The following is a 21,652-nucleotide window of genomic DNA, read 5'->3' on the forward strand; positions in this document are numbered from 1 at the left end:
GCCCCGGGGGGGGGGGCGGCCGGGGCCGCCCCCCCCCCCCCCCGCCCCCGGGGGCCCCCGGGGGGGGGGGGGGGGCCCCCCCCCCCCCGCCCCCCCCCCCCGCCGCCACGCAATGTGCGTCAGCTCACTCACCCGGGTGGCGCTGGCGCCAACGCCACCCGGGAGATGCGCGCTGGAAAAACTACTTGAGGGTGACCTTCGCGCCCTCGGCCTCGAGCTTGGCCTTGGCCTTGTCGGCGGTCTCCTTGTTGACCTTCTCGACGACGGCCTTCGGCGCGCCCTCGACGAGGTCCTTGGCCTCCTTCAGGCCCAGGCCGGTCAGCTCACGCACGACCTTGATGACCTGGATCTTCTTGCCGCCGTCAGCCTCAAGGATGACGTCGAACTCGTCCTGCTCCGGCTCCGCCTCGGCGGCCGCGGCGGCGGTGCCACCGGCAACGCCCGCGACGACCTGCGCGGCCGCGGTGACCTCGAAGGTGGTCTCGAACTGCTTCACGAACTCCGACAGCTCGATCAGCGTCATTTCCTTGAACGCGTCGAGCAGCTCGTCGGTGCTGAGCTTCGCCATGGCTGGCGTCCTTTCCTCGTACTATCGAAAGTTGATCGGAGACGCTGGAGCGGGCCGTCAGGCCTGCTCCGCGCCTTCCTTTTCGCGCTTTTCCTGCAGCGCCGCCGCCAGGCGGGCGGTCTTGGACAGCGGCGCCTGGAACAGCGCCGCGGCCTTGCTCAGGTTGCCCTTCATCGCGCCGGCCAGCTTGGCCAGCAGCACCTCGCGGGACTCGAGGTCGGCAAGCTTGGTGACCTCGGCCGCGGTGATGGCCTTGCCCTCGAAGACGCCACCCTTGATGACGAGCTTCGGGTTCGCCTTCGCGAAGTCACGCAGACCCTTGGCCGCCTCGACGACGTCGCCGCCGACGAAGGTCAGCGCGGTAGGACCGGTGAACAGCTCATCGAGACCCTCGATGCCAGCGTCCGTCGCAGCACGCTTGGCCAGCGTGTTCTTCGTGACCGCGTACGTGGTGTCACGCCCCAGCGAGCGCCGCAGCTGGGTCAGCTGGGCGACCGTCAGGCCGCGGTACTCGGTCAGCACGGTGGCACCCGAGCTACGGAAGTGCTCGGTGAGTTCGGCAACGGCCGTGGCCTTGTCGGCCCGAACCGGCTTGTCCGCCATGTCCCTCCTCTCTCATTGCTCCAGGCTGGTTACCTTCGTGAAAGGTAGGAAGGAACAGCCGCAACGAGAATCGCCCCGGCGCAGAGGCGCACGGGGCGGGAGAATCATGCGAACATGATCAACGCGCTTTCCGTCTCCGCCTGCGCGGGCCGCCCGTCGAACGGGACCTTCAACCGTGCCTTGGGCACGATGACCAGCGGTCTTCGGTGGTTACGATTGCCCGGGTCGAGACCCAGACGACTTGTCAAGAGTACGGGACCAGCCGGCCAGCTCCAAATCGGCACGGAAACGCCGGCATCCCGTGACGTGGGTCACGCCCGGCGGCGACGGAGCCAGCCGTACAGAGCGAGGACGGCGGTGCTCCAGAGCAGGGCGTGCACGGTCAATCCGACCACCCGTGCCCCGCTCGGCCCCGCCGTGGTGGCTCGGGCGGTCGCCATCATCGGCGGCGCCAGCCACGGCACCACTGAGTCACGCAACCCGAACACGATTGCCCCGACCACCCCGCCGACCAGGATCAGCACCCCGTAACGCGGACTGTCGGAAGCCGCCCGACTGGCCAGTGCGCCGAGCGCCACCGCCGCCGGCAGGACCAACAGGTGCGCCCAGACGCCGAGCGCGATCCCCTCGGCCAGTGGCAGGTCGCCCGGGTCCTTCGGCCCTACGACGCTTCCGAGCAGCCACGGCAGGACCAGCGCGACCGCCACCGTGCCGATCCCGGCCAACGTGGCGGCCACCAACCCGGCGGCGAGTTCCCGACCCCGGCTCCCCACCGTGACCAGTGCCAGACGGCGCGCCACGTCCGGCTCGACATCGAGCAGCAGCTTGGTCTGCCAGGCCAGTACGGGGAAGATCACCACCGCGGAGACCCTGTACGCCTCCCCCGCGCCGCACCGTCTCCCCCCGGTGATCACTCACCAGGACCGAACCGCCCGCGCCGAGAACCTCGGCGATCAGGTCCGGGACCATCTCCCGGGCCGTCGCGTCGAGCCCCTCCCAAGGCTCGTCGAGGATCAGCAGGTCCGGCCGGACCAGCAGCGCCTGGGCGAGGCCGACCTTTTGCGCCGTTCCCTTGGACAACTCCGGCAGCCGCACGTCGCCGTACCGACGCACGCCGAGCCGTTCGGTCCAGGCCCCGACCACTCGGCCGGCCTCCTGAGCGGGAAGCCCTCTCATCCGCGCCACCGCGGTCAGGTACTGGTTGGTGGTGAACGGCTGGTCGGCAGGAAAGCGCTCGGGCACCCAGCCGACCACGCGGGGCCGGTCCCGCACCGCGCCGCGGGTCGGCCGGAGCACTCCGGCGGCCAGTTGCAGCAGGGTGGACTTTCCCACCCCGTTGCGACCGAGTACCACCGCGGCCTCGGCCGGTGCGAGACCGAGCTGGACCGCGCGCAACACCCACGGCGCACCGCGCCGGTAGCGCAGCCAGACATCGTCGAGACGCATGGCCCGAGCTTGCCAGACCCGGACATGGAGCAGGGCCCCACCGGATGGGTGGGGCCCTGCTTTATGCTTCCGGTCCGTCGACCGGCGTAGCCCTGATCGGGCCGGAGGAGCTGACTCAGGCCTCGGCCGAGTCTCCCTGGAGGTTCTTCACCACGTTCGGGTCGACCGGCACGCCGGGGCCCATGGTGGTGGTGACGGTGACCTTCTTCAGGTACTTGCCCTTGGCCGCCGACGGCTTGGCGCGCAGCACCTCGTCGAGGACCGCGGCGTAGTTGTCGATCAGCTGCGCCTCCGAGAAGGACGCCTTGCCGATGATCAGGTGCAGGTTGGAGTGCTTGTCCACCCGGAAGGTGATCTTTCCACCCTTGATGTCCGCGACCGCCTTGGTGACATCCATGGTCACGGTGCCGGTCTTCGGGTTCGGCATCAGGCCGCGCGGGCCCAGGATCCGCGCGATCCGGCCGATCTTGGCCATCTGGTCCGGAGTGGCGATGGCGGCGTCGAAGTCGAGCCAGCCCTCCTGGATCCGGGCGACCAGCTCGTCGGAACCGACCTCGTCGGCACCGGCGGCGAGGGCCTCCTCGGCCTTCGCGCCAGCGGCGAAGACGATCACACGGGCGGTCTTGCCGGTGCCGTGCGGCAGGTTCACCACGCCACGAACCATCTGGTCCGCCTTACGCGGGTCGACGCCGAGGCGCATCGCGACCTCGACCGTGGCGTCGAACTTGACCCGGGTGGTCTCCTTGGCGAGCTTGACCGCCTCGGCCGGGGTGTACAGGTGATCCCGGTCGACGACCTCGGTGGCCTTGCGATAGTTCTTGCTGCGCTGCATGTCTGGTTACTCCTGTGGTGTCTGGCGGGTCGCGCCGACGGCGCGCCCTCCCACGAATTCCGAACTCGCCACCGTGAGGTGGAGAGTTGTCACTTGACGGTGATGCCCATCGACCGGGCGGTGCCGGCGATGATCTTCTCGGCCTGCTCGATGTCGTTCGCGTTGAGGTCGGCCATCTTCTTCTCGGCGATCTCACGCAGCTGGGCGCGGGTGACCGAGCCGACCTTCTCGCTCTGCGGCACGCCGGAGCCCTTCGCCACACCGGCAGCCTTGATCAGCAGGCGCGCGGCGGGCGGGGTCTTCAGCACGAACGTGAAGGACCGGTCCTCGTACACGCTGATCTCGGCGGGGACGATGTCGCCACGCTGCGATTCGGTCTGCGAGTTGTACGACTTGCAGAACTCCATGATGTTGACGCCGTGCTGACCGAGCGCCGGGCCGACCGGCGGCGCCGGGGTGGCCTGGCCCGCCGGCAGCTGAAGCGTGAACGTCTTGACGAGCTTCTTCTTCGGAGGCATGTCTCTTCCTGGGGCTTGATATCTGGTGAATGTGCACCGGACGTTGCCGCAACGGGGCGCGCACGGTCAGCGCGACCAACGGGGCGACGTTCTAGGATAGCGCAGGCCGGGGCCGGGCTGTCCGCCCAGGTCACCGTCGAACGTCTGTCGAGACGCCGGTGGGCGCCGAGCCCGACCGGACCCGACGCCCACCGGGCATCGACTAGATCTTGGCGACCTGGTTGAAGTTGAGCTCCACCGGCGTCTCCCGACCGAAGATCGAGACCAGCACCTTGAGCTTCTGCTGGTCCGGATTGATCTCGCTGATCGTTGCCGGCAGGGAGGCGAAGGCGCCGTCGGTGACGGTGACGGAGTCGCCGACCTCGAAGTCGAGCACCCGGATCTCAGGCTTCGCCTTGCCGCCCTTGGCCTCGGCCTCCACCGCCGGAGCGAGCCACTTGAGCACCTCGTCCAACGACAGCGGCGCCGGCCGGTCGACCCGGTCCGTCGCCCCGACGAAGCCGGTGACGCCGGGGGTGTTCCGTACGCAGGAGTAGGACTCCGCGGTCAGCTCCATCCGAACCAGGATGTAGCCGGGGAAGACCTTCGCCTGCACCTGGGACCGCTTGCCGTTCTTGACCTCTACCTCTTCCCGGGTCGGCACCTCGACCTGGAAGATGAACTCCTCCATGTCGAGGCTGGTGATCCGGGTCTCCAGGTTGGTCTTGACCTTGTTCTCGTAACCGGCGTAGGAGTGCACCACGTACCAGTCACCCGGTGCGTAACGCAGCTTCTGCCGCAGCTCCGCGACGGGGTCGTAGTCCTCGTCCGGCTCCGACTCGCTGATCTCATCGAAATCCGGCTCGCTGGCGGCCTCGACCGACTCGTCACCGGCCGCCGTCGCCACCGCGGACTGCTCGTCCGCGGATCCGGCGGTCTCGTCGTACTCAGGCACGCTTGCTCACTTCCGTCACTATCAGCTGCGGCAGCGCGTCAGCTGGGGTTACCGAAGACCCACAACACGCCCTGGGCGAACCCGTAGTCCAGCCCGGCCACGATCGTCAGCATCACGGCGACGAAGACGACCACCACGGCGGTGTAGGTCAGCAGTTCCTTCCGGGTTGGCCAGATGACCTTACGCAGTTCGGCCACGACCTCGCGGAAGAACCGGGCGATCCGGCCGAAAAATCCCACGCGCTGGGTTTCCGACTTGGCCTTCGGCCGGCTGTCGGCCGACTCGGCCTTGGTCCGGGAGCGGGTGGCGGTGCCACCGCGCGAGACCGGCTCCTCGCCCTCGTCGGCGTCATCGTCGACAGCGTCGTCGATCGTCTCGTCATCGAGGCGGTCGTCGTCCGCGGCGTCCTCGCCGCGCCGGTTGCTCTCGGCCACTTCGCCCTCCGTCGGGGGGTGCTGGGTTCGCACGTCGGGTAGACGCGCGACACGCTGGTCTCGCCGGTCGAGTTCGAATGAACTCACTCGACCGAAACCCGAACCCTACCGCCCCCCGGGACGGGCCGCGGCCGGCGGAGCCGACGGATGCCGTACGACGCGGGGTGACCCGCTCCGGTACGACCCCGCCGATGCCACCACCACGGGACGACAGCCGCGCTCGGCGACTCCGACCCCCGGGAACGGTCAGGCCTAAGGCGCAGGGGTGACAGGACTTGAACCTGCAGCCTGCGGTTTTGGAGACCGCTGCTCTGCCAATTGAGCTACACCCCTGTGCGGGAAAGTCACCCCTACTTGGGCACGCACGCCTAAGTAGGGCCTACTTGCCCCACGGCGGACCAGTGTACGGGTAGACGACCGACTTTCCCAACCGGTCTCCCCCCGTACGCCGGCCGCCCCTCGGAGCGCACCGTTCCCGGCCGCCCGACCCACGCCAGAGCGCGCCGCTCAGCCGGCGGCGACCGAACCCCGGATGGTCGCCCGCGCCTGCGCGAGCACCTTCTCGCCCATGCAGGTGGCGGTCAGGTCGATCCTGGTCAGACCCGGCTCCGTGGTGTCCCGAACGACCGCACGCACCTCTATCTCCGTACCCTGGTCGTCATCCGGCACCAGCACCGGGCGGGTGAACCGGACGCCGTACTCGACCACGGCGTCGGGGCTCCCGGCCCACTCCGTCACCGCCCGCCCCACCAGCGCCATGGTGAACATGCCGTGGGCGATCACACCGGGCAGGCCGACCTTGGTGGCGAACCGGTCGTTCCAGTGGATCGGGTTGAAGTCGCCCGAGGCACCCGCGTAGCGGATCAGGTCGGCCCGGGTCACCCGGAAGGTCTTCACCGGCAGTTCCACGTCAGCTCTCCCCGCGTACGACAAGCTTTGACCAGACCGTGACCACCGGCTCGCCGGCAGCGGTCGAGACGTCGGTCCGGGTGGTCAGGAAATCGTGGCCTCCACGGGACGTGATCTCTTCCACGGTGTTGACGCAGACGAGTTCGTCCCCGGCCACCACCGGGCGGGCGTAGGCGAACCGCTGGTCACCATGAACCACCCGGCTGTAGTCGATGCCGAGCGCCGGATCGTCGATGAGCTGCTGACTCGCCGCCATCGTGACGATCACCGGAAAGGTCGGCGGCGCGACCACGTCGCCGTGTCCGAGCGCGCGGGCGGCCTCCGGGTCGTGGTACGCCGGATCGGTCGCGCCGATCGCCGTGGCGAACTCACGGATCTTCTCCCGCCCCACCTGGTACGGAGCGGTCGGTGGATAACTGCGGCCAACAAAGGAAGGGTCCAACGACATGCCGCGAACCTACACTCCCGGGTCCTGGATCACCGTTTGGCGAACACGGGGAGTGACAAAACACGATCGCCGCACCGGAGGCGAAAACGCCCGATCGGTACGGCGATCGTGAAAGACAACCCTCGGCCGGCATGAACCGGCCAGCGGGGTTCTAGCGGGTCTCGCGGTGCACGGTGTGCTTGCCATCCCGGGGGCAGAACTTCTTCAGCTCAATACGGTCCGGGTCGTTACGACGGTTCTTACGCGTGATGTAGTTGCGCTCCTTGCACTCCACACACGCCAAAGTGATCTTCGGACGGACATCGGTCGCCTTCGCCACGGCGGAGTGCCTTCCTCGCTAAGGATCAACTACGACGTAGCAGCCTACCTGCTGGCTACGCGCACATGCAAAGTGGGCGCCCTAGGCGCCCTTCGCTTCGGTTACCGGATTCAGGACCGGTCGCCGACAGTAGCGGTGGCCGGACTTGAACCGGCGACACAGCGATTATGAGCCGCTTGCTCTACCATCTGAGCTACACCGCCGCGGGCGGGTCCATCTGAACCCTCTGAGCCCCCTTACGGAATCGAACCGTAGACCTTCTCCTTACCATGGAGACGCTCTGCCGACTGAGCTAAGGGGGCGCACGCGATCTTGCTTCCGCCGCGCAGAAGTAAGAGTACACGGCGACGCAGTGGTGGGGAAATCGGATCCCCGGGCGTCGCGTCACCGCACGTCAGCGGCCCCGACACGGGCCCTACGGCACCGCGCGCAACCGGCGTACGTCGTGGCTGGACGACGTCTCCGGCTCCGCCTGGGCACCGAACCAGGCTTCCAGGCGCTCGTACGGCAGCGGCCGGCTGAACAGGAAACCCTGGCCGATCTGACAGCCGATGTCCTGCAGCAGTTCGAGGGTCAGCTCACTCTCGACACCCTCGGCGACGACCGAGAGCCCGAACTGTTGGGAGAGCGTCACCACCGCGTTGACGATCGCCAGGTCCACCGGATCGGTCGCCATGCCCTGGACGAACGAGCGGTCGACCTTCACCTCGTCGACCGGCAGCCGACGCAGATAGGACAGGGACGAGTAGCCGGTGCCGAAGTCGTCCACCGAGAGGCGTACCCCGACTTCGCGCAGTCGGCGCAGGGTCGGCATCGGGCGGTTGGTCCCGTCCAGCACCCCGGCTTCCTTGATTTCGAACGTCAGCAGCTCGGGGGCGACACCGTACTCGGTGAGCAGTTCCTGGACCCGGTCCGGAAAATGCTGGTCGATGAGGGTACGGGCGGAGAGGTTGACCGACACGGCGAGCGCGCCGCCGCCGGCGGTCCAGTCGCGGCTGCGCCGCAGCCCCTCCCGGAGCACCGCCTCAGTCAACCGTTCGAGCTGGCCGGTGTGTTCGGCCACCGCCACGAAGTCCTCCGGTGAGACCGGCCCGTGCGCCGGATGCTCCCAGCGCGCCAGGCACTCCACACCGACCAACCGCCGGTCGTCCAGGGTCACCTTCGGCTGGAAGTAGACCTCCAGCTCGTTGTTGTCCAGTGCCCGGCGCAGGTCACCGGCGAGACCGAGGCGATGCATGGACCGGGACTCCAGCGCCGGGTTGAACAGCTGGATGCTGCCGGGCGTCGACTTCGCGGCGGTCGCCGCCAGGTCGACCCGACGCAGCAGGGTCTCCGGGTCGTTGCCGTGGTCCGGATGAACCACGACCCCGACCGCGGTGTCGACGTCGAGCACCAGGGTGCCGAAAACCATCTGGTCCTGGATCTGCTCACGCAGCTCGGCGGCGAGCTCGGTGGCCGCCTCCGCGTTCTCCACCCGGAGCATGACCAGGAACTCGTCCCCGCCCACCCGGCCGACCAGGGCGGCGGCAGGGGCGCTGGAGCGCAACCGCGAGGCGACCTCGGTCAGCACCTTGTCCCCCGCGCCGTGCCCGAGCGTCTCGTTGACCTGCCGCAGCCCGTCGACGTCGAACAGGAGCATCGCGACCACCTCGCCCGGCGCCCGGACCCGTACCGCCTCCTCCATCGCCTCGGTCATCCGGCGACGGTTCGGAAGGTTGACCAGCCCGTCGTGGTACGCGTCGTGACGCAACCGGTCGACCAGCCGGGAGTTCTCCAGCGCGACCGCGGCGTGCGCTGCGATCGTCTCGAAGATGGGTACGTCGCCCGGCACGAAGTGGGTGGTGTCGCCGAGCCGGTTGACGACCTCCAGCGTCCCGATCACCGCCTGCCCGGAACGGAGCGGAGCGACGATGACGTCCTTGACCCCGGCCGCGCGCAGGGCGGGCCGCATCTTCTCGTCGTCCTCCAGCCGCTTCCCGACGGCGATGGTCTGCTTCTCCTGCTGGGCACGTTCGCGGACGACCGGGGGCGTCCGGTCGAAGTCGAGCAGGCCGGGATCGTCGATCCGCGCGGTGAGCAACACCTCGGGGTGCCGACCCTGGGCGGGTAGCCACAGGGTGGCGTACTCGGCCTGCATCAGCGCCCGTACCCGACCGAGCATGACGTCCGCCAGAGTGCCGTCCTGACCACTACGGGTCATCGCCCGGGTCAGGTCGTAGATATCGGCAAGGGTGCGGTGCTGACGGAAGAAGTGGGCGTACGAGCGGCCCAGGAGGGCCAGCCCACCGGCGAGCACGGCCAGCAGCAGCAGGGACCACCAGGTGGTGACGAGCGCGATCAGCACGATCAACCCGAGCGCCACGTTCGCCATGGCGACGAGCAGGTTCGGCGCGGCGGTCCGGGCCACCTCCCAGCCCGCCTGCGAGCCCTGCATCAGCGTGATGACACCGATCACGGCGGCGAGGGTCACCAGAGTGATCGTGCTCACGCCAGCGGCGAGGATGCCCCAGGTACGCGGCCCCACGCCGTCCATCTCCGGAAGCGCGTGCAGGACCAGCCCGGCCAGTGAGGTCGCGGCCGCCGTCTTCGCCACGTTGAAGTACGCCTTCGCGGTGCCGAACTTGCGCCTGACCTGGGTGATCACGGACGCCAGGGTGAAGACCAGCACGACGGTCAGCGGGTGCAGGAAGTACATCACCAGCACCAGCGGAATCTCGGTGATGGTGACACCGAACGCCTGGCGTCGGATGACGAAGTGGAACATCGAGCCTTCGGTCACCACCATGGCGACCGTCAGGACGAATGCGATCAGCCAGTACGCGACCGGACCGACGACACGGGACTCTGCCTCGGGTGCGACGTCCAGGATGCCCAGGGCGGTGGACCAGATCACCGCCAGGATCGCCAACGGACCGGTGATGAACCAGGCGTGCTCAGCGGATCGTCGTGGCGATGACTGCCGCCCGGCCATACCGCTCCCTAGGGGTTGCGTTCCCAGCTGGCCCGCGACGGAGCCGAGGGGTCGTTCTAGACCCCGCTCCCGCCCACCTGCGCGACAGCCGTGGTGGCGAAGTCAGCCACCCACTCGAAGGTCAGCTGGTTAAAGGTGTGGACCTCTTCGGCCACGAACATGGCGCCGAAGAGCGCTGCCAGCGCAAGGGCTGGGCCAAGCAGCCGACACAGCCGTCGTGCAGACATCGTTGACTCCTGTCGAGAGAATGACGGAGAAGGAGTGGAGGTTCCATGATGGTGCCACAGCTCTCGGAGGTAGCAAAGCGGTACGGGCCTGCCACGCCGCCGATGCCGCAAATTCCAACCGAACGGTAGGGAGAAGTCCGCCGGCTGGATGCAACCCCATGTGCCACAGATCCCCGACTTGGTGCGCACAGAGCACGAAGTGAGCTTTTCCTCGAATGAGATAACACGGACGAAATCGCGCTGCATCTCATAATCGACCTATAGAACTTATGCCTTCAACACTCCCCATATCGGACGGTCGCACCGTATGGGTCGGCCGCCTCCACACCGCCCTGACCTGAGGTGACGTGGATCGACGCAGGACATCGACGCACCGCATGCCTTACAACACAATGCGTGGTCGACGCCAGCAGCCAGTAAGAACCTTCACTTCTTGTTCTCGCCGGCGGTCGGCTTGTTCTCGTCGACAGTCGGCCAACTCACATCACTCGACGAACACCATCCCGAGCACGGCTTCCCGCACCATGACAAATTGTCGCCGCAACATCACATCGTCGAGCACACTACGTATTCATAATCTACCGTCGAGTAATTAGCTAGACCGATCGCGAGGGTCGCGGCGCCAGATAAGCCACATCGCGGTTGGGTCCGCCTTCTCCTCCCGGGGGCGAAAATTCGACGCAGGGGCCGCTGCGGGCAGGTTGGGTCGCACCCGTACGAATCGCACGAAACGACCATCGACCGGCTGCGGAAGGACGGTGGCGGCATCCGCCAACTTCTGCCGTAGCGGCACTCCAGTACGCCCGCTCGCTCCGGCGGAAGACCACAGCGGTGACAGCGAAACCTCGCCCCCGGCCACGACGGCAGGCCCTGACCCACCGGATCCCGGCGTCATCGTGACCGAAGCCATGGACGGCCGAAGGCACCAGGATCCCGACGGACCAACGAGGAGCCGACCATCCTGGGCCCTGGGGCAGAGCTGCCGATGGCCCTCCACCTGTCAGGCGGCAGAGCACGAACCGAATCCGGCAGGGCGCATCGCATCCTCATGCATGACCCTCGCGGTCCTCATAAGGGTCCGGTAGACGGCGTCAACGTCCACCAACTCAGACGCATACCGGGCGACCGTCAGGATCACCTCCGTCGCACAGTTCCCGATCTCGATCCCTCCAGAGATCACGACCTCTTTGTGGATCTTGCTCATCTCGTCCAGAGCGAGGTCGAACGGTGTACCCGCAGGCAAGCAACGAACGCGCCTCGTCCAGTGCCGCGTCGGCAGCTTGAAGGAACCGCGCGTAGATCAAGCGTTTCTCGGCCGCGAGCCCGACAGCGAGATTGATCGCCCCCTGCGCTCGCGTGATTTGAACGTGATGCCGCCGTCCCGAGTGCGCAGTCCAGACGGTCCCCGCCACGCCGGCAACGCCGACCACGGCGGTCGAGACGGGCCCAAGCCACTCCCATGCCATCCAGCCATCGTGGCGATCAGCCACAAGGCCGAGCCGCGTTGGCGCGGCCAAGGCTGACGAGCCTCCTCGGCCCTCGACTTGGCCTGGCACTTGAGACACCCGGAGGAGCCCAGATCGAGCCGCCCACTTTCGCCCACGGGGAGCCGTAGACGGCCGGATCTGACTGGACTCGGCTGGATAAACGAGAATCGCCCCTGACCGGCATCTCTGCTGGTCAGGGGCGATAACCGCACCTGGTGGCGGGTAGAGGATTCGAACCTCTGAAGCTTTCGCGACGGATTTACAGTCCGCTCCCATTGGCCGCTCGGGCAACCCGCCAGGGCGTGCCGCCACGTGTAACGCGGCAGCGGAAGCAAGGATAGCGGTTGCACCGGGCATCTTCGCAACCGGGTACGGTCGGCACGTCGGACCGCCCAGCAGCCGTCCGGGACATCTTCATACCGCGACCCAGCAGGAGCATGATCATGGCAGCCAACCCGTCGTTCGACATCGTCAGCAAGGTCGACCGGCAGGAGATCGACAACGCCCTCCGGCAGACGGAGAAGGAGCTTGGCACTCGCTTCGACTTCCGCGGCACCGGTGCGGAGATCTCCTGGTCAGGCGAGGAGACGATCAGCCTGCAGGCGGAGACGGAGGAGCGGGTCAAGGCCGCGCTGGACGTGTTCAAAGAGAAGCTGATCAAGCGGAACATCTCGATGAAGTCGCTGGACGCGGGCGAGGCGCGCGCCTCCGGGAAGACGTACAAGCTCGACTGCAAGGTCATTCAGGGCATCGACTCGGACAAGGCCAAGGCGATCGGCAAGAAGATCCGGGACGAGGGCCCGAAGGGCGTACAGGCCCAGATCCAGGGTGACCAACTGCGGGTCACCGGCAAGAAGAGGGACGACCTGCAGGCCGTGATCACGCTGCTCAAGAGCGAGGACTTCGGCGTCGCCCTCCAGTTCACCAACTACCGGTGATCTCGATCACAGGCCGCCGTTAGACCGGACCGCTGCGGCCCGCGCCTCGCGTACCGCAGCGGTCCGCTAGACCAGTTCGGCGGCGAGAGCCTGCTCGACCCGTACCGCTTCCCGGGCCTCGGCCTTGGCGATCGGACCCGAGCGTGGCGCCGCGACCCCGGCCGCGACGGCCACCGCCGCCCCGGCGAACAGGAACGCCCACGGCACGCCCACCTGGTCCACGATGAGCCCGGCGATCGCGCCGCCGGCCGCGCTCGCGGCCACCGACACGGTCACCAGCCAGGTGTACGCCTCATTGAGCATGCTGCCCGGCGAGATCCGCCCGACCATGGTGTTCTCCAGGGTGAGCGCGGGCGCGATGGTCGCCCCGCCAATCACCAACGCGACACCGAGCGCCACCGGGTGCGGCATCAGCGCGAAGAGGACGAAGCTGGCCGCGACCGCGGTGAGCAGCCCGGCGAACTGACGGGTCATGTTCGGCGCGGCGGCCCGGGTGCCGAACCAGATGCCACCGACGGCACTGCCGACCCCCCAGACGGCGAGCAGCATGCCGGCGACGCTCTCCGCGTCGCCGGAGACGTGCGTCGAGGCGTACGCCGGGATGGCCACCCCGGCCGCGCCGAACGCGACGCCGAGGCCGGCCGCGCAGAGCAGCAGGGCGGTGAACCCGCCCGACCGCAGCGGCCCGAGGCCGGTGGCGTGTGCGGTGGTGGGATGAGGTCGCCAGCCCCGCATGACCCGGCCGAGCGCGACCGCGAGGGTACCGACGAGGGTCACCACCGCCGCGCCGAGCAGTGCGGCGGTGGCGTCGGCCAGGAGTACGAAGAGTGCGACCAGCAGTGGGCCGAGGATGAACACCACCTCGAACAGGGACGTCTCGGCGGCGAGCGCGGTGTTGCGCAGCCCGTACCGGCCGGATCCGGGTTCGGTGAGGTCGTTCCAGGCACCTCGGATGGCGGCGGTCAGCGGTGGGTACGTCGCCCCGGCGACGGCCGACATGAGGTAGATCAGGGTGAGTGTCTCTGCCCCGCCGCGAGTGGCGAGTACCAGTCCCACCAGCGCGAGTGGGTGCGCGACGGCGGTGACCACGAGGACGGGAGTCGGCCCGATCCGGTCGGCGATCCGGCCGGCGACCGGGCTGAGCGTGGCGCCGGCGAGGGCGTACGCCGCCCCGGCCGCGGCGGCGAGGGCGTACCGGCCGGTGACCTGCTCGACGACGAGGAGCAGCGCCAACGGGGTCATGCCGATGCCGAGCCGCCCGATGATCCCGGTGACCAGCAGCATCGGCGCACCCGGGATTCGCCAGACCCCCAGATATTGACGCAGCGCGGTCACGGCTGGACCTCCTCGTTCATGAGATGTCATGCGCCCGGACCTCGGCGGTAACCAAGATGTGTAACGAGCGGAAGACCTCTCGACCCTAACGTCACGGACCGCCCGGATGAAACGACTTAGCCCCGCCCCGGCCCTCGCGTCAGCCCGGCACGCAGACGCGGATCGGCGGGACCCCGATGGGGGTCCCGCCGATCTCCTCGTGAGTACGGGTGGCTACGCGGTCAGCGCTGGAACTGCACCGGACCCGAGTTCGCGGCCATCTGCTCCAGCCGGCGTACCCGCTCCTGCATCGGCGGGTGGGTGGAGAAGAGCCCGGCCAGGCCGCCGCCCCGGAACGGGTTGGCGATCATCAGGTGGGCGGTGGAGGTGAGCCGGTTGTCGGCCGGCAGCGGGAGCGCCCGCGTACCCTCGTGGATCTTCCGCAGTGCGCTGGCCAGGGCCAGCGGGTCGCGGGAGAGGGTGGCTCCGGAAGCGTCCGCCTGGTACTCCCGGTTCCGGCTGATCGCGAGCTGGATCACACTCGCCGCGATCGGGCCGAGGATGAGCATGACCAGCAGGACCGCCGGGTTGGGTCCGTCTTCGTCGTCCCCGCCGCCCAGAGGGATGAACCAGGCGAAGTACGACAACATAGTGATGATGCCGGCGAGGCCCGCCGCGACGCTGGAGATGAGAATGTCGCGGTTGTAGACGTGGGACAACTCGTGTCCGATCACCCCACGAAGCTCGCGGTAGTCGAGGATCTGCGTGATGCCCTGCGTCACCGCGACCGCCGCATGCTGCGGGTTACGTCCGGTCGCGAACGCGTTCGGCTGCATCGTCGGGCTGACGTACAGGCGGGGCATCGGCTGCCCGGCAGAGCTGGAGAGCTCCCGGACCATCTGGTACAGCGCGGGGAATTCCGCCTCGCTGACCGGTCTCGCCCGCATCGAGCGGAGCGCGAGCTTGTCCGACCAGAAGTACGTGGCCGCGTTCATACCCAGCGAGACCAGTACGGCGACGACCAGTCCCCCACTGCCGCCCAGTGCGTAACCGACGCCCAGGATCAGCGCGGTGAGCAGGCCGAGCAGGGCGGCCGTCTTCAGACCGTTGCGGTGGCTGTGCACTATCACTCCTTCGGTGCGCGGTTCTCGTGAAACCGCTGACCGTTCCAACAACCCGATACCCAGCAACAATCCCCATATAGCTGAGAGTTGCCTGTAAGAGCTGTTGGCGGAGCACGACGGAGGTCGGCGCGGGCCCGGCTACCAGCCGCCGGCGGCGGCGTCCAGCACGAACTGCGGGGCGAAGCCGAGGACGAGGGCCAGTACGGTGGCGACGGCGAGGGCAGCCGCCAGCGGCCAGGGCGTACGCCCCCCGGCGGGCGATTCGACCGGTTCGGGGTCGGCGTACAGCGTCGCCGCGACCCGGACGTAGTAGGCGAGTCCGATCACCGCGTTCACCGCGACGACGAGGGCCAGCCAGTCGGAGTCGCCGAAGAGCAGTGACCGGACGACGGTGACCTTGGCGAAGAGGCCGGCCAGGCCAGGCGGCAGTCCGGCGAGCCCGACCAGCGCGAGCGCCAGCACGGCACCGACCGCCAGCCGCCGCCGGGCGGCCCCCCGGTAGTCCCCGATCTCCCCGCCGTCGCCGTGCCCGGACCGCAGCGCGATGACCGCGCCGAACGCGGCCAACTCCAGCACCACGAAGAAGACGGTGTAAGCCAACGCGGCGGTGAGCGCCGTGCCGTACGCCCCGGTGTCGCGCCCACCGGGCAGCGCCAGCGCGCCGAGCGGGGCGAGGACGTAGCCGGCCTGGGCCACCGACGACCAGGCCAACAGCCTGATCATGCGGGTCTGCCGGAGCGCGACCAGGTTGCCGACGGTCATCGTGAGCACCGCGAGCGCGGCCAGCACCGGCCCGGTCACCGAGGCGGGCAGCACGGCGTCGGGCAGCGAGCCATCCACCACCGCTCCGGCCACCGGCGCGGCGATCCCGGTCACCGCGAGCAGCGCCACCACCCCGCCGAGCTTCGAGGCGGTGGAGAGGTACGCGGCGACCGGCAACGGGGCGCCGTCGTACGTGGCCGGCGCCCAGGCGTGGAACGGCACCGCCGCGACCTTGAAGGCCAACCCGAGCACCACCAGCGCCACCGCGGCCGAGGTGAGCGGGATGTCCAGCAGTCCCGGATCGGTGGCGAACGCGGTGGCGAGCAGGCGGAAGTGCAGTGCGCCGGTCACCGCGTACAGCAGCGCGGCACCGAGTAGGGAGACCGCGGTCGCCACCACACTGACCACGAAGAAGGTGACCGCCGCCTCGGCCCCGGCGACGCTGCGCCGACGGAGCCCGACCAGCACGTACAGCGGCAGCGTCAGCGTCTCCAGCGCCACGATCAGGGTGATCAGGTCGCCGGCCCCGGCGAGCACCACACCACCGGTCATCGAGCAGGCGAGCAGGAAGCAGTACTCCCCCGCCGGCACCTCCCCGGCCCGCAGCAATGATGTCGAGAGGGCCAACACCCCGAGGGTGAGCAGGGCGAACAGGGCGCCGATCAGGGCGGTTCGGCCATTGGCCAGGTAGGAACAGGCGTCGCCGACGCAGAAGGTCCGCCGGTCGTCGCCGGCCCCGACCACCAGCGCCCCCACGGCGGTGACGACCGCACCGGCCGCGAAAACGGCCATGGTCGCGCCGCGCCGGGCCACCACCAGGTCGGCCAGGAGCACCAGTACGGCGGTCCCCGCCGCCAGGTACGCCGGCAACAGGGCGACGTTGTCCACGCTCTGGGTCAGGTTCATGAGATCGCCTCGATCAGGGCCTTCACCGGCTCGTCGGCCACGTCGAGCGCGATCGGCGGCAACAGTCCGATGGCGAGGGTGAGCACCACCAGCGGGGCCCAGATGGCCTGCTCGACGGCGTACCCGCCGGGTGTGAAACGGGACACCGCGGGGGTCGCCGGCCCGTGGCTGATCCGGCGCAGCATCCGCAGGAAGTACGCGGCGGTGAGTGCCCCGCCGAAGGCGGCGATTACGCCGAGCGTGGTCCAGATCGGTCCACCGAGGCGCAGCGCGGCGACGATCGCGAACGCCTCGCCCCAGAAGCCGGCGAGGCCGGGGAGGCCGAGCGAGGCGACGGCGGCGAAGCCGAGCACCCCGGCGAGTCGGGGCGCGGTCTCCCGCAGCCCGCCCAACTCTGCCAACTCGCCCGTGTGGGCCCGGTCCTTGATCGCACCGGCGACGAAGAAGAGCAGGCTGGTGATGACCCCGTGGGCGATGTTGCCGATCAGCGCGGCCTGGATGCCGGTGGTGGTCACGGTGGCGATGCCCAGCACCACGAAGCCCATGTGGCCGACGCTTGAGTACGCGATCAGTCGCTTCAGTTCGGTCTGCGCGAGGCAGACCAGGGAACCGACGATGATCGCCGCGACGGCGAGCACAGCAAGCACCGGGGCGGCCCAGCGGGCACCTTCCGGGGCGACCCCGACCCCGATCCGGATCAGGCCGTACGTGCCCATCTTCAGCAGCACCCCGGCCAGGATGACGCTGCCGACGGTCGGCGCCTGCCCGTGCGCGTCCGGCAACCAGCTGTGCAGCGGCCAGAGTGGACTCTTCACCGCGAAGGCGAGCGCGAACAGGGTGAACGCCACCAGTTGGGTGGTCCGGGTCAGTTCGCCGCCACCGGTCAACGCGACCACGTCGGCGGTGCCGGTCGCGCTGACCACGACGAAGACGCCGACCAGCAGCAGAACCGAACCGAAGAGCGTGTAGAGGGCGAACTTCCGGGCGGCGTGCCGCCTGCGTTCCCCGCCCCAGACGGCGATCACCGCGTACATCGGGAGGAGGACGACCTCGAAGAAGACGAAGAACAGCACCAGGTCGAGGGCGAGGAAGGTGCCGAGGATGCCGACCTCGATGACCAGCAGCAGGGCGGCGAGGGCGCGACCTCGGCCGGGTTCCGGGGCACGCCACCAGGTGTACGCGCAGCAGAGCAGGGTGAGCAGGGTGGTCAGGACGACCAGCGGGTAGGAGAGCCCGTCGACACCGAGATGGAACCGCAGGTCCAGTCCGGGCACCCAGGGCAGGTCCAGTTCGTGCCAGGGGTGCACGCCCGGCGGCCCCTGCTCCGGCACCTGGTGGACGAAGCCGCCCCCGCCGACACCGAAGTAAAGCAGCACGCTGACCACCAGCGTCGCGGCGGCGAAGCCGGTGGCGACCGCACGGGCCGCCCGGTCCGCCCGCTCGGGCAGCACCGCGACGAGCACCGCGCCGAGCGCCGGCAGGCCGAGCGTGGCGACAAGTCCCACCTGTCCGGCGGTCATCCGCTGACTCCGATCAGCACGGCGGCGAGCCCGATCAGCAACGCACCGGCGAGTACGGCGGTCGCCGCCCGGGGCAGGCCGGCCCGGTGCACCGCGCCGATCCGGTCACCGAGCGCCCCGCCACCCTGCCCTATCCCCTCGACGGCACCGTCGACGAGCACCTCGTCACCGCGCCGGGCGAGTCGGGCCAGCGCCACCACCGGTCGTACGACCAGGGTGTGCTGGACCTCGTCGAGCCAGAACGCGCGGTCGAACGCCGGCCGCAGCGGACCCAGCGCCAACGCCGGATCGGTGGCCGGTTCGCGCCGCCAGCGCCACCAGGCCAGCCCGGCACCGATCAAGAGCAGCGCCACCGGGTAGACCAGTTGCGGACCGAAGTGGATCAGCTCCTCGTCGAGCGGCAGCAGGTTCGGCGGATGTTCGGTGATGCCCGGTGGGCGGAGCCAACCGGCGAACGGCCCGGCGAACGCGACCGCCCCGAACAGGGCACTCGGCACCGCCAGCACCAGCACCGGCCAGCGCAGCAGCGCCGGCGGGTCGTGCGGCGCGGCACTGCCCCGGTACGTGCCGAGGAAGGCACGCAGGAGCAGGCGGGCGGCGTACCAGGCGGTGACGGCGACCCCGATCAGGCCGGCGATCCAGACCAGCCAGCCCACCGGTGCGCCGGCCGGGCCGACCCCGTCGAGGGCTGCCCGCTCGGCGACCGCGAGGATGCCGTCCTTGCTCCAGAAACCGGCCAAGGGCGGCACCCCGGCCAACGCGCCGAGACCGATCACCGTGCACCAGAAGGTGACCGGCATCCGCTGCCGCAGCCCGCCCATCGCCGCCATCGAGTTGGTGCCGGTGGCGTGGATGACGGCGCCGGCGGCGAGGAAGAGCAGTGCCTTGAAGGCGGCGTGGCTGAGCAGGTGGAACAGGGCGGCGGCGGGCGAGCCGACGGCGAGCGCCCCGGCCATGTAGCCGATCTGGGAGACCGTGGACCAGGCCAGCACCCGTTTGATGTCGTCCTGCGCGGTCGCCGCGAGGGCGCCGAGGAGCAGGGTCACCGCGGCCATCACCCCGAGCACGGTCAGCGCCGCCGGAGACCGGACGAAGAGCGGGTAGAGCCGGGTCACCGCGTAGATCCCGGCCGCGACCATGGTGGCGGCGTGGATCAACGCCGAGATCGGGGTCGGGCCGGCCATCGCGTCCGGGAGCCAGGTGTGCAGCGGGAACTGGGCGCTCTTGCCGGCCACCCCGGCGAGCAGGAGCAGGCAGGCGGCGGTGAGCGTGGTCGGGTGGAAGTCGTGCGCGAGGACGTCGGTGATCTGGAAGCTGCCGGCGGTGAAACCGAGCACCGCGATGCCGAGCAGGAAACCGACGTCACCGACCCGGGTGACCAGGAACGCCTTCACCGCAGCGGCCGGCGCCTCGGGCAGCCGGCGGTCATGGGCGATCAGGAGGTAGGAGCAGATGCCCATCACCTCCCAACCGACCAGCAGGAGGAGCAGGTCACCGGAGACGACCACCAGCAGCATCGCGGCAGTGAAGAGACTGATCTGGGCGGCATAGGGGGCGTACCGGTCGTCGTCGGCGAGGTAGCCGACCGAGTAGACCTGCACCGCCAACGCCACCACTGCCACGGCGATCGCGACCAGGGCGGCGGTCGGGTCGAGGCGTACCCCCGCGAACACCTCCAGGCCACCGAACTCGACCCAGAGCGCGGAGCCCTCGGCGGCGCGGCCGTCCAGGGTGACGAGCAGCAGCGCCGCCACGACGAGAGTCGCGGCGGCGCCCGCGATGCCGAGAGCGGCGGCGCGGGCCCGGGCCCGCTGTGGCAGCAGGAGACCGACCAGGGCGACCCCGAACGGTACGGCCGGCAGCAGCCAGCCGAGCACGATCGCGACGGTCTTCGCCGTGCCGTCCCATGCCATGATCGGGGCGCTCATCGTGGTCCCGTCCCGGAGCTGGCCGGCCCGGTGACCCCGGTCGGCTCGACGGCCGGTTCGGGGCCGGCGTCCGGCGGATGTTCGTGCAGGCGTACCTCGTCCAGCGCGACACTGCCGCGCAGCCGGTAGAGCTGGAGCACGATGGCGAGACCGACCCCCACCTCGGCGGCGGCGATCACGATGACGAAGAGCGCGAAGACCTGCCCGCCGTGGGGCAGCGCCGCGCGGGTGGTGCTGTCAGCCGTGATCAACAGCAGGTTGACCGCGTTGAGCATCAGCTCGACCGCCATCAGCACCAGCACCGCGTTACGCCGCCGGAGTACGCCGTAGACGCCCAGGCCGAACAGGAGTGCCGCGGTGACGTACGGAATCACGGGTCTCATCAGCGCCGCCCCGGAAGCCGTACGCTGATCGCGATCGCCCCCACCAGTGCACCGAGCAGAAGCACGGAGAGCACCTCGAACGGGAGCACCCAGCGGCCGAAGATCTCCGCGCCGAGCCGTTCGGCGGTGCCGGGTTCCGGCAACTCCACCCTGGACCAGCGGAAGGCGTCGATCAGCAGGACGGTCAGCCCCGCGCCGGTGCCGCCGCCGATCAGGGCGGCCGGCCAGCCCGGCCGGTCCAGATCGGTGGAAGCGCCGATCGGGGCCCGGGTGAGCATCACCGCGAAGAGCAGCAACACCACCACCGCGCCGACGTAGACCAGCACCTGCACCCAGGCGAGCAGTTCGGCGGTGAGCACCAGGTAGAGCCCGGCGATCGCGCCGAGGCAGACCACCAGGTACAGGCCGGCGCGAACCAGGTGGCGGGTGGTCACCACCAGCACACCGGAGCCGACCGCGACCGCGCCGAGGGCGAGCAGCAGCACGTCCGCGCCGGTCACAGCGCCGCCGAGGTCGGTGGCGGACCGCCGGGACGCGGCGGGCGTACCGGTGGGGTGGTCGCGGCGGCGCCCGGCGGTGTCGTGGCCTTGCGGGCGGCGGCGGTCTCCTCCTTCGCCGGCTCGCCGTTGCGGTCGTGCGCGGGCGGCGGCGGCACGGTCGCCATCCACTGCCCCAGGTGGTCCTTGTCGTGCAGCAGGTCGCGGAGGTCGTACTCGGCGTACTCGAACTCCGGGGACCAGTAGAGCGCGTCGAAGGGGCAGACCTCGATGCAGATCCCGCAGTACATGCAGAGCGAGAAGTCGATGTCGAACTTGTCCAGTACGTTGCGCTGCCGGGGTCGGGCTGCTCCCGGAACCTGGACCTCTTCCTTGTGCGAGTCGATGTAGATGCACCAGTCCGGGCACTCGCGTGCGCAGAGCATGCAGACGGTGCAGTTCTCCTCGGCCAGGGCGATCACCCCGCGCGAGCGCGGCGGCAGCTCAGGCGCGACATCCGGGTACTGCTGGGTGTGCGAGTGGCCGACCATCGTCTTGAGGGTGACCGCCAGTCCCTTCGCGAGACCCTCTCCGGGCACCTTCAT

The 21,652-nt window shown here is 69.5% G+C and carries 21 protein-coding genes, 4 tRNA genes and 1 pseudogene; 1 reads left to right on the forward strand and 25 read right to left on the reverse strand.

The window, feature by feature from the left end:
* Nucleotides 1-181: 181 nt before the first annotated feature.
* The 17 genes and pseudogenes from rplL to ACIBF5_RS06125 all read right to left on the reverse strand — a co-directional run bounded on the left by rplL (nt 182) and on the right by ACIBF5_RS06125 (nt 11,993).
* Nucleotides 182-568 (reverse strand): 50S ribosomal protein L7/L12, encoded by a 387-nt coding sequence (gene rplL / locus ACIBF5_RS06045; protein ID WP_396808563.1) that lies wholly within the window; start codon nt 566-568, stop codon nt 182-184.
* Nucleotides 569-625: 57 nt separating this feature from the next.
* Entirely contained in the window at nt 626-1,171 is a 546-nt protein-coding gene (gene rplJ, locus ACIBF5_RS06050) for a 50S ribosomal protein L10 (RefSeq protein WP_396808565.1), read from the reverse strand.
* Nucleotides 1,172-1,482: 311 nt separating this feature from the next.
* A complete protein-coding gene (locus tag ACIBF5_RS06055) occupies nt 1,483-2,031 on the reverse strand; it encodes a hypothetical protein (RefSeq protein WP_396808876.1) in 549 nt (182 codons plus the stop codon).
* A gap of 151 nt (nt 2,032-2,182) precedes the next feature.
* A pseudogene (locus ACIBF5_RS06060) lies at nt 2,183-2,617 on the reverse strand (ATP-binding cassette domain-containing protein); the annotation flags it as partial.
* Nucleotides 2,618-2,732: 115 nt separating this feature from the next.
* Nucleotides 2,733-3,449 carry a 50S ribosomal protein L1 gene (gene rplA / locus ACIBF5_RS06065; protein WP_396808566.1) on the reverse strand — a complete coding sequence of 239 codons (717 nt, stop codon included), beginning with the start codon at nt 3,447-3,449 and terminating at the stop codon, nt 2,733-2,735.
* A gap of 89 nt (nt 3,450-3,538) precedes the next feature.
* Nucleotides 3,539-3,967, reverse strand: a complete 429-nt coding sequence (rplK, locus tag ACIBF5_RS06070) for a 50S ribosomal protein L11 (protein WP_121158392.1) — start codon at nt 3,965-3,967, stop codon at nt 3,539-3,541.
* A gap of 202 nt (nt 3,968-4,169) precedes the next feature.
* Nucleotides 4,170-4,901 carry a transcription termination/antitermination protein NusG gene (gene nusG / locus ACIBF5_RS06075; RefSeq protein WP_396808569.1) on the reverse strand — a complete coding sequence of 244 codons (732 nt, stop codon included), beginning with the start codon at nt 4,899-4,901 and terminating at the stop codon, nt 4,170-4,172.
* 38 nt (nt 4,902-4,939) lie between these two features.
* Complete coding sequence (gene secE / locus ACIBF5_RS06080) at nt 4,940-5,335, reverse strand: preprotein translocase subunit SecE (protein ID WP_121158390.1); 396 nt, start codon at nt 5,333-5,335, stop codon at nt 4,940-4,942.
* Between the two features lie 260 nt (nt 5,336-5,595).
* Nucleotides 5,596-5,668 (reverse strand) — tRNA-Trp (locus ACIBF5_RS06085).
* A 174-nt stretch (nt 5,669-5,842) separates the two neighbouring features.
* Nucleotides 5,843-6,244, reverse strand: coding sequence for a MaoC family dehydratase (locus ACIBF5_RS06090; RefSeq protein ID WP_396808572.1), 402 nt, complete (start codon nt 6,242-6,244; stop codon nt 5,843-5,845).
* A gap of 1 nt (nt 6,245) precedes the next feature.
* A complete protein-coding gene (locus ACIBF5_RS06095) occupies nt 6,246-6,692 on the reverse strand; it encodes a MaoC family dehydratase N-terminal domain-containing protein (RefSeq protein WP_121158388.1) in 447 nt (148 codons plus the stop codon).
* Between the two features lie 151 nt (nt 6,693-6,843).
* Nucleotides 6,844-7,011: a 50S ribosomal protein L33 gene (gene rpmG / locus ACIBF5_RS06100; RefSeq protein WP_013288652.1), complete on the reverse strand. Its 168-nt coding sequence runs from the start codon at nt 7,009-7,011 to the stop codon at nt 6,844-6,846.
* Between the two features lie 130 nt (nt 7,012-7,141).
* Nucleotides 7,142-7,214, reverse strand: a tRNA-Met gene (locus ACIBF5_RS06105).
* Nucleotides 7,215-7,240: 26 nt separating this feature from the next.
* Nucleotides 7,241-7,313, reverse strand: a tRNA-Thr gene (locus ACIBF5_RS06110).
* 113 nt (nt 7,314-7,426) lie between these two features.
* Entirely contained in the window at nt 7,427-9,982 is a 2,556-nt protein-coding gene (locus tag ACIBF5_RS06115) for a putative bifunctional diguanylate cyclase/phosphodiesterase (RefSeq protein ID WP_396808574.1), read from the reverse strand.
* A 56-nt stretch (nt 9,983-10,038) separates the two neighbouring features.
* The gene (locus ACIBF5_RS06120; protein WP_396808576.1) at nt 10,039-10,209 is read right to left on the reverse strand and encodes a hypothetical protein; all 171 of its coding nucleotides are present in this window, start codon (nt 10,207-10,209) and stop codon (nt 10,039-10,041) included.
* A gap of 1,700 nt (nt 10,210-11,909) precedes the next feature.
* A tRNA-Tyr gene (locus ACIBF5_RS06125) sits at nt 11,910-11,993 on the reverse strand.
* 146 nt (nt 11,994-12,139) lie between these two features.
* Between ACIBF5_RS06125 and ACIBF5_RS06130 the strand changes: the two genes are divergently transcribed.
* On the forward strand, nt 12,140-12,634 hold the full coding sequence (locus ACIBF5_RS06130) for a YajQ family cyclic di-GMP-binding protein (protein WP_396808578.1): 495 nt from the start codon (nt 12,140-12,142) through the stop codon (nt 12,632-12,634).
* Between the two features lie 66 nt (nt 12,635-12,700).
* Here ACIBF5_RS06130 and ACIBF5_RS06135 read toward each other — a convergent pair whose 3' ends face one another.
* The 8 genes from ACIBF5_RS06135 to ACIBF5_RS06170 form a co-directional block, all read right to left on the reverse strand.
* Nucleotides 12,701-13,969, reverse strand: coding sequence for an MFS transporter (locus ACIBF5_RS06135; protein ID WP_396808580.1), 1,269 nt, complete (start codon nt 13,967-13,969; stop codon nt 12,701-12,703).
* Between the two features lie 221 nt (nt 13,970-14,190).
* Nucleotides 14,191-15,072, reverse strand: coding sequence for a zinc metalloprotease HtpX (gene htpX, locus ACIBF5_RS06140; protein WP_396808582.1), 882 nt, complete (start codon nt 15,070-15,072; stop codon nt 14,191-14,193).
* 138 nt (nt 15,073-15,210) lie between these two features.
* Nucleotides 15,211-16,740, reverse strand: a complete 1,530-nt coding sequence (locus tag ACIBF5_RS06145; RefSeq protein WP_396808584.1) for an NADH-quinone oxidoreductase subunit N — start codon at nt 16,738-16,740, stop codon at nt 15,211-15,213.
* Entirely contained in the window at nt 16,737-18,260 is a 1,524-nt protein-coding gene (locus ACIBF5_RS06150; RefSeq protein WP_396808586.1) for a NuoM family protein, read from the reverse strand. The genes ACIBF5_RS06145 and ACIBF5_RS06150 overlap by 4 nt, the downstream gene beginning before the upstream one ends.
* Nucleotides 18,257-20,188: an NADH-quinone oxidoreductase subunit L gene (locus ACIBF5_RS06155; RefSeq protein ID WP_396808588.1), complete on the reverse strand. Its 1,932-nt coding sequence runs from the start codon at nt 20,186-20,188 to the stop codon at nt 18,257-18,259. Before ACIBF5_RS06155 ends, ACIBF5_RS06150 begins: the two co-directional genes overlap by 4 nt.
* On the reverse strand, nt 20,185-20,571 hold the full coding sequence (gene nuoK / locus ACIBF5_RS06160) for an NADH-quinone oxidoreductase subunit NuoK (RefSeq protein ID WP_396808590.1): 387 nt from the start codon (nt 20,569-20,571) through the stop codon (nt 20,185-20,187). The genes ACIBF5_RS06155 and nuoK overlap by 4 nt, the downstream gene beginning before the upstream one ends.
* Nucleotides 20,571-21,071: an NADH-quinone oxidoreductase subunit J gene (locus ACIBF5_RS06165; protein ID WP_396808592.1), complete on the reverse strand. Its 501-nt coding sequence runs from the start codon at nt 21,069-21,071 to the stop codon at nt 20,571-20,573. The genes nuoK and ACIBF5_RS06165 overlap by 1 nt, the downstream gene beginning before the upstream one ends.
* The gene (locus tag ACIBF5_RS06170; protein ID WP_396808594.1) at nt 21,068-21,652 is read right to left on the reverse strand and encodes a NuoI/complex I 23 kDa subunit family protein; all 585 of its coding nucleotides are present in this window, start codon (nt 21,650-21,652) and stop codon (nt 21,068-21,070) included. Before ACIBF5_RS06170 ends, ACIBF5_RS06165 begins: the two co-directional genes overlap by 4 nt.

It is taken from the genome of Micromonospora sp. NPDC050417 (assembly GCF_044458865.1).
Lineage (GTDB): Bacteria > Actinomycetota > Actinomycetes > Mycobacteriales > Micromonosporaceae > Micromonospora_G.